Origin of the sequence: Bacteriovorax stolpii, from assembly GCF_002872415.1 — a bacterium.
Taxonomy (GTDB): Bacteria; Bdellovibrionota; Bacteriovoracia; order Bacteriovoracales; family Bacteriovoracaceae; genus Bacteriovorax; species Bacteriovorax stolpii.
In genome coordinates, this window is the sequence record NZ_CP025704.1 from 3,755,306 (window position 1) to 3,769,140 (window position 13,835).

General features: G+C 40.6%; 9 protein-coding genes and 1 tRNA gene. 2 read left to right on the plus strand and 8 right to left on the minus strand.

Annotated features, from left to right (window positions below; all coding sequences use genetic code 11):
- Positions 1-108: 108 nt before the first annotated feature.
- Entirely contained in the window at positions 109-2,112 is a 2,004-nt protein-coding gene (locus C0V70_RS18660) for a lytic transglycosylase domain-containing protein (RefSeq protein ID WP_102245378.1), read from the plus strand.
- On the opposite strand, the gene C0V70_RS18665 is transcribed toward C0V70_RS18660, so the two are convergent.
- From C0V70_RS18665 to C0V70_RS18690, 6 genes are all read right to left on the minus strand, one after another.
- On the minus strand, positions 2,113-3,183 hold the full coding sequence (locus C0V70_RS18665) for a lipase/acyltransferase domain-containing protein (RefSeq protein ID WP_102245379.1): 1,071 nt from the start codon (positions 3,181-3,183) through the stop codon (positions 2,113-2,115).
- Positions 3,184-3,236: 53 nt separating this feature from the next.
- Entirely contained in the window at positions 3,237-4,346 is a 1,110-nt protein-coding gene (ychF, locus tag C0V70_RS18670) for a redox-regulated ATPase YchF (RefSeq protein ID WP_102245380.1), read from the minus strand.
- An 18-nt stretch (positions 4,347-4,364) separates the two neighbouring features.
- Complete coding sequence (gene pth, locus C0V70_RS18675; protein WP_102245381.1) at positions 4,365-4,934, minus strand: aminoacyl-tRNA hydrolase; 570 nt, start codon at positions 4,932-4,934, stop codon at positions 4,365-4,367.
- Between the two features lie 11 nt (positions 4,935-4,945).
- Positions 4,946-5,890, minus strand: coding sequence for a ribose-phosphate diphosphokinase (locus C0V70_RS18680; protein WP_102245382.1), 945 nt, complete (start codon positions 5,888-5,890; stop codon positions 4,946-4,948).
- A gap of 41 nt (positions 5,891-5,931) precedes the next feature.
- Positions 5,932-6,006 (minus strand) — tRNA-Gln (locus C0V70_RS18685).
- Between the two features lie 65 nt (positions 6,007-6,071).
- Positions 6,072-8,009: a transglycosylase domain-containing protein gene (locus tag C0V70_RS18690; RefSeq protein ID WP_102245383.1), complete on the minus strand. Its 1,938-nt coding sequence runs from the start codon at positions 8,007-8,009 to the stop codon at positions 6,072-6,074.
- A 138-nt stretch (positions 8,010-8,147) separates the two neighbouring features.
- Between C0V70_RS18690 and C0V70_RS18695 the strand changes: the two genes are divergently transcribed.
- On the plus strand, positions 8,148-9,611 hold the full coding sequence (locus tag C0V70_RS18695) for a hypothetical protein (RefSeq protein WP_102245384.1): 1,464 nt from the start codon (positions 8,148-8,150) through the stop codon (positions 9,609-9,611).
- A 51-nt stretch (positions 9,612-9,662) separates the two neighbouring features.
- Here C0V70_RS18695 and C0V70_RS18700 read toward each other — a convergent pair whose 3' ends face one another.
- Together C0V70_RS18700 and priA are read right to left on the minus strand one after the other, a co-directional pair.
- A complete protein-coding gene (locus C0V70_RS18700; protein WP_102245385.1) occupies positions 9,663-11,747 on the minus strand; it encodes an OmpH family outer membrane protein in 2,085 nt (694 codons plus the stop codon).
- Positions 11,748-11,826: 79 nt separating this feature from the next.
- Complete coding sequence (gene priA / locus C0V70_RS18705) at positions 11,827-13,833, minus strand: replication restart helicase PriA (protein WP_102245386.1); 2,007 nt, start codon at positions 13,831-13,833, stop codon at positions 11,827-11,829.
- Positions 13,834-13,835: the final 2 nt, after the last annotated feature.

The window sequence follows — 13,835 nt, forward strand, 5'->3', positions numbered from 1 at the left end:
CAAGACACGGAGGTCTTTATTTTACGGCTAATCACATTAGCGGCCCTTACCACATGTTCACTTTCTGTGGCGCTGGCTAATCCTAATCTAAATTTTGCATCCATTGCTATGGCCGATGATATTCCGTTCAAGCTGAACTATTCACCAGCTGATCTCGACTATGGAAAAGAGCTCGTGACTCTTTACAATGAGCTGACAAAAAATGAACTGAACTCTGCAACAATCAAAAAAATCTCTTCATACAAAGGCAAGTCACATTCGTTCGATCATTTGAATCCGATGATTGATCGCCTTGAAAAAATTGCGGCCATCAAAGACCAGGACTCGTTTTATACAAACTGTGCGATTCAACCTCGCCCGGTTAATGAATTTACCGAAAGCCTGGCTCACAGAATGGACATTACGCTTGATCGCTATTGTCGTTTTCTGTATTTAAAAAACATGAGAAAATTCTCTCCCAACATCAACCTGTCGACGAGAGACCTGAACTACCTAAAAGACGCTGCTCCTTTTTATGCCAGCGGAGAAAACCAGTCTGAAGTTTCAGCGCTGTTAAAGCACTACAAGGCCAACAAAGTTGAGCACGAAAAGATTTCAGATATCCTGATTGCTAAATACGTCGATTTTAAAACAAAACCTACGTCGGCCATTCTGGTAAATCTTCATGTCAGTAAGCTACTTAACCAGTTCCTTGCTAACAACCTTCACCTTGATAACAATTCTGGCTCATTCTTCCAGGAAGAATACCAGCGCCTGATTAAAGACTCACAGGACTCAAGTGATAAAGGCGATTACGCCATGGCCAAGCAACAAGTTATTGCTGCTCTAAACTTCTATGGCAAAAACAAAAAATTTATCGACGAAAGACGCGCTTGGGTTGGCGCTGTTTTAGCTGCAAAAGCTCTTTACTACAAAGGCCGCGACAACGATGCTATTGAAGTCTTTGCCCTTTCACGCACAATTGCTCCCAAAGAAGAGAACTCTGAATCAACATTCTATCTTCTATGGCCGCACCTGATTAACAAAGACTATAAAGCGATGAAGGCCGTGGTTGATAAAAACAACCTGGAGAAAAATTTTGACTCTTACGATTCAAAACTTCAGTACTGGATCGCCTACTCTCTTTTAAAAACAGGCAATACTAAAAAAGCTAATGATTATTTCCATAAAATCATCAACAGCTCTCCGTATTCATTCTACTCAATCATTTCCCTAAAAGAGCTTGCTGCTCAGGAAAAAGGAAAGAGCGAGCAGGAAATCCTTTCAAAGCTTATTACAAAAGATTCTCCGGCCGAATACAAAATGGACGTGGCCACAGAAACACTGAAAGATTCACTGAAGCGTTTAGCTGTGTGGAATAAACTAGGCCATGAAAGATTTGCCACGTTAGAGCTTCGTTATATCCAGGGAATGGATAAAAAAGATGTCTTCAAAGATACTGAAACACTAAAAACCGCTTCAGCTAATGATGCTAAAGAATTCGTTGTATTAAACCTTGTGCGCCTTCTGCACTCTCAAGATAAGTTCATTACCTCTTTTAAAATTTTCCAGGACTCTTTAGGTGAGAACTCATTAAGTCTTAACTATCGCTTAATTAAGTATGTTTTCCCATTGAGCTACTTCAGCGTTATTGAGAAAAACTCAAATGACCTTGATCCACTTATTGTTATCTCACTTATCAGACAAGAATCTGCTTTTAACCCTGAAGCCACTTCTCGTGTAGGTGCTAAGGGCCTAATGCAGTTAATGCCAGCGACTGCAAAACGCTTTAACCGCAAAATTAAAGTAAAGCACTTAAGTGATCCTTCAACGAACGTTGCTCTCGGAACAAAATATTTAAAGCAGTTATTCACAAAGTTTGATGGCAACCTGATTTACACTCTGGCTTCATACAATGCTGGTGAAAATAGAATCGACCGCTGGAAAAAAGAGATCTTTAGAAATGAAGATCCATTAGCGACGATTGAGTCTATTCCTTATGAGGAAACGAGAAACTACGTGAAGCTAATTTATAGAAATAAGTTTTTCTACTCTCTTCTATCGAATCGTTCCGTCCTGACGACTCCACTTGATGAAACGTTTAAAGTGACGTTTTCAACATCTCTAAAGTGATTATTTTTTTAAGAAATCTTGAATAATTTTTTGCGACTCGGGTCTGGCCAAAACATCCAGATGCCCGAGTCTGCTATCAATGCCATTGAAGTCAAAAACATTAAAATAGGCCAAAGACGCACCGGAAACAGCTGTCACTGTTCCATCTCCATCCACCGCGCCTTGTTTGGTGAAGCGGTAATTCAAACGATCTTTTGAGCGATATAAAGTCGCAATCTCAAGGGTCTTATGACCAAGTCCTCTGATATGCAGGAGAGGTATTTTCACGGAAGGACGAACAAGAACAGGTGCTCTTAAGAGTGCGTGAAACTTGGTTGATCTCTCCATCATTTTTTCCACGAACTCTCTAACGGCCTTTTGCTCATCTGGACGCGCATGTTTAAAAGGCCCCCATAAATTTTTCTGCCATTTTTCGATATCGTGAATCCCAAGCGAATGCCTCTGTCCATTTTTTTCCATTCCTACATCTTCACCTTTAGGCGGAAGAAAGAAATAGCTCGAACGAAACGTCGAATAATCAAGATTTGAAAGCAATTTGCGGTTTAAGGCCAGGCGTGTCCCTGTCTCCATATCCCGAAAAAGAATCATCAATCCATGCAAGGGAGGCGCGATCAGCGCAGCTTTTTTTACATGGCGAAGCCCTTCCCAATTCTCAGTTGCATGATCCACATCCTGAGCTCCATAACGGAGATAATAAGACATCAAAAGCGCACCCATGCTGTGACAGAGAACATAAAGCTCATCCGAATCCTGCAGATTAAAGCTTTTAATTTTTTGATCAATCACTTTTAGGCAATCAACAAAATCATCGCGCCAGTCATAATCAACCGTCGCTAATTCAATTTGATTCTCTTTAGTGAAGATTTCTAATTGAGAAAGAGTTTTTCCGTAGGAGTCGACATCCCAATAACGAGGAACGACGACAACATTCTTTAAAATACCGGCAGGAACCAGTTTTTTAAAAGATCCAATTTTAGTTCCAGGAATATTTTGTGAAAGGCCTTTTTGACTGAGAAGAAAATTTGAAGCTTTTGCCCAGCGGACCGCTCCGGTCCTTTCTTCCTTTAGCATTGACCCGTAGTAACCGGGAACGAAGAGGAGGATTTTTCTGGGCATGTGTTTAACTAGACGTTGAATCTGAAGTGCATGATATCGCCATCTTTAACGACGTATTCTTTACCTTCAACTCTAAACTTTCCAGCTTCTTTAACCTTTGCTTCTGATCCGTATTTGATCAGGTCATCAAAGTGGAAAACTTCTGCCTTAATGAATCCGCGCTCGAAATCAGAGTGGATAACACCAGCACACTGAGGCGCTTTGTAACCATCGTGGAAAGTCCATGCGCGAACTTCCTTAACTCCTGCTGTAAAGTAAGTCTTAAGACCAAGCATGTTGTAAGCGGCACGAGTAAGCTTATCTAAACCAGACTCTGTAATTCCTGCTGCTTCAAGGAACTCTTTCTTCTCTTCAAGTGTTTCAAGAGCTGCGATTTCTGATTCTAGTTTTCCACAAAGAACCATCACTTCAGAATTTTCTGCTTTGGCGTATGCTTTTACGGCTGTTACGTAATCGTTGTCTTTTGAAAGACCTTCTTCGTCTACGTTACAAAGGTAAATAACTTTCTTACCCGTGATCAGGTTAAGATCTTTGATTGCTTCTCTGTCTTCATCAGACATTTCAACGTTTCTAGCTGCAACTCCAGCTTCTAATTGAGTTTTTAAATTCTCAAGGATTGGAAGTTGGATTTTTGCCGACGTTAAAACGTCTTTATTTTGTGACTTTAAAAGTTTTGGGATGTTCGCCAGTTTTTTCTCAACAACTTCCAGGTCAGCAAAAGCTAACTCAAGGTTGATTGTTTCAATATCGTCTTTTGGGTTAACTTTTCCGTGAACGTGGATAATGTCTCCATCATCAAAACAACGAACAACGTGAACAATTCCGTCTACCGCTCTGATGTGTCCTAAGAATTGGTTTCCAAGACCTTCACCTTTTGAAGCTCCTTTAACCAGACCTGCGATGTCTACGAACTCAACTGTCGTATAAACCATTTTTTCTGGCCCGATGATGTCCCCGATGGCCTTCATGCGTGGGTCGTGCATCGCTACGATACCTACGTTTGGTTCAATCGTACAAAATGGATAGTTAGCAGCTTCTGCTGGAGCTGAAGTGATAGCAGAGAAGATTGTCGATTTACCAACGTTTGGAAGACCTACAATTCCACAATTTAATCCCATAAAAATTCCTCTATTTATTTAAACAATTTTTTTCTTACTATAGGCCGTCGCTGCTTTATCAAAACCAAGTTTGATATATTCTTCAAGCGCTTGGGCACTCCCTTTTAAAAAAGGTCTAAAAAAGTCTTTATCCTCTCCGGTATACCCTGAGAGAACCCAATTGGAAACATCGCCATGAACCGGGCGGCCAATCCCTACGCGCACGCGTCTGAATTCCTGCGTCCCTAAGAGTCCTGCAATAGATTTCAAGCCATTATGACCGGCAAGACCACCGCCTTTTTTAAAAGCAATTGTTCCAAACGGTAAATCCAGCTCATCGTGAACAACCAGAATGTTCTCTACTGGAATCTTGAAGAAGTTCATCAAAGGCTGAACACTCTCACCTGAAAGGTTCATAAAAGTCTGGGGTTTTAAGAAATAGATCTTCTCATCACCGTTTTGGTAAACAGCGTACTGGCCCTTAAACTTGTCTGTCCATTTCAGATTGCCCGCGAAACTTAGCTCTTCAAAAACATCCCAGCCAATGTTGTGGCGAGTGTAATGATATTTTATTCCGGGGTTTCCCAGCCCAACAATCAAACGGTCCATCAATTCCTCACCTAAATAAACAGTGAGCTGACAGAATCGTTGTTGAATGTTCTGTGGATAGCTTTCGCTAGAAGTTCTGCTGTCGATAAAACTTTGATCTTATCGCATTTTTTAGCAGCGTCAGTTAACTGGATAGTATCTGTGACAATCACTCTATCGAGTTCAGCACACTCAGAAATTCTCTTGATCGCTGGATCAGAGAATACCGGGTGAGTCGCACAAGCATAAACCTTAGTCGCTCCGTTTTTCTTCAGAGCTTTGCAGGCCTCAACTAGTGTTCCAGCCGTATCGATCATATCGTCGATGATAATACATTCTTTGCCATTAACGTTACCGATAACGTTCATCGCTTCAGCGATGTTTTTACCAGTTCTACGTTTATCAATCATGGCAATATCTGAGTTTAATTTCTTAGCGTAGAAACGAACGCGCTCAACACCACCTGCATCAGGAGAAACAAACACTGAGTTTTCAGTGAAAATTTCTTTCTTGATATAGTTTAAGATTACAGGTGAAGCGTAAATGTTATCGAATGGAATATTGAAGAATCCCTGAATCTGGCCTGCATGCAGGTCCATTGTCACGACTCTCGTTGCTCCGGCCACCGTTACGATATCAGCAACAAGTTTTGCTGATATCGGAGTTCTTGGTGAAGCTTTTCTATCTTGTCTGGCGTATCCGTAGAAAGGAATCACTGCCGTGATTGATGAAGCCGAAGCTCTTTTAAGAGCATCGATCATAATCAAAAGCTCCATCAGGTTATCGTTAACTGGTGCACTTGTTGACTGAACAACAAAAACATCAGCACCACGAACGTGCTTTTCAATTTCACAGAAAATTTCACCATTAGCAAAACGAACTAATTGGGGATTAACCAGCGGCACATCTAAAAAATCTGATATTTGATTGGCAAGACTTGGATTTGAAGAACCAGAAACTAAGACAATTCGTTTCACAAGATCCTCTCTAATATAAATGTGGGACTGATTTTACAAAATGGTTGGGGTGCAAGGATTCGAACCTTGGCATGGCAGAATCAAAATCTGCTGACTTACCACTTGTCGACACCCCAATCTTTTGTGAATTCAATATAAACGGTGAGACGCTTTTTTGCAAGCATGTCCTTAAAAAAAGGGCCTAGTTTGGAACCAGCTCACAACCAAATTGCTGGAAGCGCTTGCCTCTATCGCGGTAGTAATTCTGGAAGACATCAAAGGCGGTAGTTGCGCCGTATAATCCCAGTGATTTTGTTTTGCGCTCGCCTTCATATCCAACCCAGATGAGGGTGATATTCTTACCATCGAAGGCCACGTACCAGTTGTCATAACCATTGTTTGTGGTCCCGGTTTTACCGAAAAACCTAAGCTTTTGCATAACAACATCTACCGCGCGCTCAACTGTCGTCTGGTTCGGGTCAGACAGAAGCTGAAGCACCGATTGATCCATGAAACGCTCACTGTTTTTTATTTTGCCGCATTCTGTTTTAATAAAGTTCGCATAGACATCTCTAAGCTCACTCATGCTCAGCTCCATACTTCCTAGAAGCTCTGATGGGTACTGATCAAGTGGGGTCTTCAGCTCAGGGAAGTACGGTTTTAGCTTTTCTTCTACCTGAGGAAATCCTAGTTCGCTGGCAATTCTAATCACAGGACGGTTAAGCGACTTTAAAAGCGCATCAGTATAAGTCACCTGCGCTGGAAGATTCCGATGGGCCTCTCTTGGAGTCCACGGGCCGGATTTTAACTGAAGAGTGATTGGATCTGTCACAACCCATTCATCCATTCTGCGTCCAAGATCTTCAAAAACACTGTAGATGATAGGTTTAATCGTACTTCCGACCTGGTGTCTTTCTTTTGAAAGTGCCTTCTCTTTATTTCTTTCTACACGGTTGTAATAGCTGTACCAAGAATCAGAACTCAGTGGTCCAAGCATAACTTTTACCGAGATATCAACAGTGTTGAATTTGTCGTTAAAACGTTCATTGATTTTACTTTTTACATCGGCCACTTTCTGGATGAGTACAAATTTTTCATACTCCGAAAGCGTTGGCTCCTGGTCGTTTAATGTTCTCCAGATCGACTGGTGATAACGAGCAGTCTCCAGTTTTTTCAGACGAGCGGTCCAATTATCCCAGTCCGCTTGTTTCCAGATTAAACTTGGATCATTGGGAACAAAGTTTTCCTGAACGAGTTTTTTATAAACGACGTCAGCTCTCTCTTGAAGTCTTTCTAGCTTTTTAAGAGGGTGAAAATAACCCGGGCCTTTTAAAAGGCCGATCAGGATTGCACCTTCAAATGGAGTGATGTCGGCAGGTTTTTTACCGAAGTAAAAAAGTGAAGCGGAAAGAACCCCTTTCATTTTGATTCCCTGAAGAGCACCCCAATGAACTTCGTTCAAGTAAGCTTCCAGGATTTTTTCTTTAGGAAATTTTGTTTCGATATAAATTGAAACAACCATTTCTTTTAATTTTCTAGTAAACGTTTTTTCATTGGTAAAAAATAAGTTTTTTACCAACTGTTGAGAGATAGTCGATCCACCCTGCGTATAGCGCATAGTTTTTAAGTTGGTCACGAAAGCACGGAATAAAGATTTTAGATCAACACCAAAGTGATCAAGGTAGCGTTGATCTTCTACACCGATGAGACCTTTCCAGAAGATTGAAGGTATGTATTCAAATGGCAGGTAATGTTGGTAACAATAGATTTCAACACAATCGTTGCTCATCAGGTTTTTAAAAGAGACATCATGATTGATTTGTAGCAGGCCTGGGATGGCCTTTAGATCGGTGATCGCACCACTTTCGCGCGAGCGGGCCATAAAATCATCAAAACTATTTTTTTCTGCGGTAAAAAGATAAAAGCGTTGAAGTTCGTCTCTTTTAACCAGAGAGCCTTCTTCAAGAGTCACTAGCGGATAGGAAGTGATGTAAGGATCGTAGCTTTTTAAAATTTTATCTTCCAAAAGAGCGATTGATGTCTCGTTAAGCGTTGTCTTAACAAAAATGTACACGCCAATAGTTACTAGAACCAGGAGTGCCAGCAGGAAGATAAATATGCGAATTGCCCATTGCTTCATCTTATCTATAATCTCACAAATACAGGGATAATCCAGTCATAATTCTTGTGTTTCTCATTTTGACTTAACCAGTCCCATTTCATATAGTATTTTGATAAAACTTTCCAATGTTAATTGACCTCTTTTTTGGAGTATTTCATGACTATGTCTTTGAACAGATTCCTGGCCATCGCTTCTCTTGCGGTTATTCCAGCGACATCATTTGCTCTTCCTATCGACTGGCACGGCTCTTTCGGCGTGGACTCAACTCTTCTTTCAAGCTTCCGTAGAATCGATGGAAAAACTGCTCGCACAGCAACCAACAACGGTTCACAAGAAGTTGCACTTGATACAGGTGATAAATCTTCGGCTTCTTGGCAAAGCTATATTTTAAAGCTTGCTCCAACGATGATCATCAATGACGCAGCTACGTTTAAAGCGGAACTGACAACTGGTTATGCTAGTGGTGGATTCCTTGGTGACTCTGCTCAAACAGATAAGGCCGGTGATAACACAGTTCCTGTTTATTACCACAATGAAGCTAAGGGCTCATCAGTTAATATCAAGAAAGCTTACCTTGAACTTTACTCAGATACTGCGACATACATGATTGGTCGCCACACTTATAACTGGGGTCTTGGAGCAATCTATAACGACGGCTCAGATGCATGGGATCGCCACGCTTCTTCACGCGATGGGATTACGATGAAACTTAAAATCGGAAACTTCTACGTGAATCCATTCTGGTCAAAAGTTTCTAACAACGGCTTAACTGATGCTACAAACTCAAAAGAATTAGGAGCTGGTCTTCTTTACGATAACCCGGAAAGAGATATTGCTTTCGGTCTTCTTTACACAGTTAAATCAAGCAGTGCAAACAACACTCACTTCTCAACATCAATTGATCCAACTGCAACGAACAAGCAAGTTGGAGAAACTGACGTTAAGATCACAGACATCTACCTTAAGAAAGTTTGGGGTAAATTTGACGTAGCGGTTGAAGTTCCACTTATCTCAGGTGACTTAGGAAAAACAAACGCTGACAATACAGTGACAAGCTACTCAACAAAAGCAATCCTTGTTGAAGCAAACTACAAATCAAGCGACTCATGGAATTTCGGATTCAATGGTGGACGTGTTAATGGACAAGATGGAAGCAGAAGCAAATTCGGCGCTCTTTTCTTAAATCCAAACTACCAGGTTGCTAACATTCTTTTCCGTTACAACCTAAATGCAATTGGAGATTCAAGCAATGCAAGTGTTTACGATTCATATATTACAAACACAATGTACTTCAAACTGAAATCAAGCTACAGCACTGAGAAGTGGACGTTTGATACTGCAGTTATCTACGCTAAAGCTCTTGAAACAGCTGAAGCTGGGAAAGCTGCTTACAATCACACAAAAAACAAAATGTTTAATGCTGTGACAACTCAGTCTGATGACCTTGGAACTGAAATTGACGTAAACGCGACTTACAAGTGGAACAATGAAATCTCTATCGGTGCTGGTCTTGGTTACCTGGTCACTGGGGACTATTTCAGCTACACGAACGATACAACAGTTAAGAACGAAACTAAAAACTCGCTTCTTCTTCAAATCAATACTTCAGTTACTTTCTAAAATAAAAAAGGCCCTCGAAAGAGGGCCTTTTTGTTTCAATTTTAATTTTTCTTAGATTGATGGCCAAGCACCCATCTGTTGTCCCCCCATCTGATTCATTTGCGGCATCTGGTATTGGTAACCTTGTTGCTGCCCATACATCATCTGTGACTGCTGTTGAGGGTAATACATCTGTTGTTGCTGTTGACCCATCATCATCGCAGCACTCTGCCCACCCATGTTATACATAGAAGCATCGTATGCTGTAGATGTTGTTGGCCCATAGTACCCTGGGTATCTATCAGCGAAGTTGTCTTCGTAGCTTGTATATGATGAACCGTATGGTTCATACATATCTGCTTCCGCCTCTTCTCTTGAGGCCACTTTTCTTTGGTACTCGTTATAGTTTGTACCCATCTTCGTTAATTTATCATTTCTACCTTTGATGTAATAAAGGTCTTTCTCACGTCTCTTAAGCTCAGCAGACATACGCTTATCTCTTCCGCTTACGAACTCCTTACACTTAACCGGGTTCTTTACACTTCCAAGCATCCCAACCGCACAGTAGCTGTTGTAGTCTTGGTATTCCTTCTTTTCAAAAGCAGCGTAACGAGAGTTCATACGATCAATGGCCGCTTGACGCTCATTTTCTGTTTTCTTGATTGGGTACATATTCCCTTGTCCAACAAGGTATTGGTCTGTCCAGTCATTAAGAGTTTTATCAAAACGTTGAAGCTTCTCAACTTGTTGTTTGTTAGCTGCTTCAAAAGTTAATGGTTTTCCACGTTTTTCATCTGTTGGTCCTGCATATACTTTTGAGTATAGGTATGACTTAAGACGAATATCTTCCACTGTTTTAGCAGCGTCGTTAATCGCGTATTTTTCCATTACAGAGTATACACTTGCAAAGGAAGTTGGGTTTCTCTTAGAGAATTGTCCAATTTCTTCGTTAAGCTTTTTGATTTCATCATCAATAGCTTTCATTTCTGGTGCACCATCTTCAAGACCTGCACGCTTTTGCATTAAAGTATCAACACGATAGATTGCCGGGTTAAGGAACTTGTTATCAAGTTCTTTTACCAGATCAGCGTACTTAGCGATTTCTTTTTTCGCTGTCGCTTCATCCATTGTATCTCTTTGCTTATTAAGCTTCTCTTCGATTTTCTTTAACTCACCATCAATTCTAGCAACGTCCGCTTTAACCGCATTCAGGTATCCAGCATCCATTTCAGCTTTGATTTTATCAGCGATATCTTTAAGTGCATCAGCATTACCAAGAGATCTTCTTGCTTCTGCGATTTTTTGAGCATCACCAGACTTACAAATTGCATTGATTTCTTCAATCAATACATCTTGTCCTTTATTGATGAATGTAGAGTCATCTGCAATTTTTTCAGCAAGCATACATGATTCACCAGGTACACTTCCTTTAACTCTGTCTTCAATTCCAAAAAGAGGCTTGTATCCATTTCTTGGATCATTGTATGCTTTTGGGTAACCAAAAGTTAAAGTTACAGATTTTTTAACGTCTGCTTTTTTATCAAATTCATAATCCATCGAGTAGATGTTTTCTGAATATAGTTTTCCAGGAATATCATCGTGCTTAAGCTGGCCATCAACTAGAATTGGCGACTCAACTCCGTCTTTCCCTTTTAGTTTATAACTAGAAAGACACTCTTCAAATTGTGCATATGTCTGATCGACATCTTTTCCACTCTCATCTCTTTTTACAAGTCTCATTAGAACTGTAACGTTCTTTGAATCTTTGTCCTGTCTAAGCTCTGGAAGAAAATTACCGCAGACATTAATAATCGGAGGAATCCTCACGACAATTTTATTGCCGGCCCTTTGTTCAATATTGATGCTGTCCCCATCGCGTGTCAGCTGCTGGAACAACTCTAATGGATAATATTTTTCTTTATCTTGATCCCCATCACATGAAGCCATTGAATTGGCCTGGCTAGTAATGACCTCTTCTTTAGTTGCTTCTGATTTTTTCACCGTATTAGATGAAGAATTTCTTGTCGCGGCTCCATTCGAAGGCTTAGATTCACCCGTACTTGGTGTTCTCACCCCTTGAATTCTTGCGAAAGCACTTTCTGTCATCAGAAGGCTTGCCAACAAGTTAATCGCCAAGATTTTTTTATTCAATTTCATACGCAATTCCTTTTAGGAAGATGGGCCTATATCAAGTTCTCATCGTCTTTACGGAGAAAATTGAGATTTTCTTTAATACTTAATCAAAATAATAAGGATCTACGTCTATTTTCAACGAGATAGTATGAGGGGGGCGGTAGTTTTTAAGGAAAGTATTCAATAAGTTATGGAGTTGATTGATATCATCACTTCTAAGGAGTAAAGACCAAGTAAACTTGTTCACCTTTTTCTCTATCATTGAAGGTCTCGGCCCCAAAACGTCTACCTTATTAAAGTGAGTGTGCGCAAGCTCAGACAATCTCTCTGCCTGGGTGCTGCTTTCCTTTATAACTTCGGCCTGATGTTTTCCGTTGATATAAAGGAGGATGATTTTCTTCACCGGAGGTGATGAACACATTTCCCTTAACGGAATCTCATCCTTATAGAAGTCATCAAATGAATGGTTCTTTAAATAAGAAAAGATTTTATTTTCCGGGGCCAGGGTATGAACAAGAACTTCGGCCTTTTTTCCAAAGCGTCCAGCTCTACCACTTACCTGAGTAAGCGTTTGATAAACTCTTTCATTACTTCTGAAATCTGGAAAATTTAATTGAGAGTCAATTCCCAAGATAATAACCAGGTTTACGTTTTCAAAGTTATGTCCCTTTGAAAGCATCTGGGTTCCGACCAGGATATCAATTTTCTTTTGGTGAAATAGATCCAACGTCTCTTCTAATTTTCCAAATGTTTTAATTTCATCACGGTCAAAACGCTCAACGACTCTATCTGGAAAAAGTTCCTGTAAAGTGTCGTGGGCCTTTTCTGTTCCAAACCCTTTAGGTGTTAGTTGAATGTTCATGCACTCTGGACACATTTCTGGGGCAGGTGACTTATACTCGCAGGTCTGGCAAACAAGCTCGCTGCGTTTTTTGAAATATTTTAAATTGGTACTGCAATTAGGGCAGGCAAATTGATGGCCGCAAGAATTGCATTGCAAATAACTGGCGTACCCCAGGCGGTTGATGAAGACAAGAACCTGCTCACCTTTTTCAAGTGCCTTTCTTATCTTAAATACACTTTCGCTGCTATAAGGCCAAAGCATCTTTTCAGCTTCAACTCGCGCTCTTCCGCGCATATCAACCAACTCTACCTCAGGAAGTTTTGCTTCCTGTGCTCTTTTAGTCAGTGGGAAGTAGTGAGTTGTTCCGACAAAGGCCTTATAGGTTTCCACCATTGGTGTTGCGGAACCAAGAATAACCGGAATTTTTAAGAGCGAAGCTCTTTTAATCGCAATATCTCGGGCGTTATATGTACAGCGGTCATCTTGTTTAAAAGATTGATCGTGCTCTTCATCGACAATGATCAGACCCAGGTTTTTAATCGGCAAAAAGACACTGCTGCGCACGCCGAGAATTAATTTAGGTGAAGAGTCTTCCTGAAGAAGTTTCCACAATCCAAATTTATCTGAATTGCTGATGGCACTGTTGTACGAATAGATCGGTACATTTAAATAGGTTTCAAATGTTTTTAAAAACTGCGGTGTAAGGTTAATTTCTGGAAGAAGAAAAAGAACTGACTTTTTTTCTTTGATGATCTTTTGAATCAGCTCCAGATAGATCAAGGTCTTTCCGGCGCCAGTCACCCCATGAACTAATGACTTTGTGAATTTATCAAAGCCTGCTTCTGCGATTTTTGCGACAACATTTTGTTGATCTGGACTTAAAACAAATGGAGACTCTTCTCCCTTTCCTTGATCATAGTTGAGCTTGCGTGGTCGCTTTAAAAAAGGTGGTAAAACATCAAAAATCAGCTGCCCTAATGGATAATGATAATAACTGGCCATCCATTGAAAGAGGTCACACTCTTCTTTAGAAAGAGTTAGCTCATCGCTTGCTTCAGTAATGTCTTTAATTTTTTCCAGGTCGATGTTTTGTTCTGAGACTTGCTGCCAGACGCAGCCATCAACTGATCTCTTGCCTTTTCCCAAGGGAACTTTAACTAAGGTTCCTTTAGTGATTTTTTGAGCGAGTTCTCCCCCCGCACTATACGTCAGCATAGAGCCATTAAAAGGCGTATTAACCGCAACAAGAAAGAGAGTTTTTTCCATTC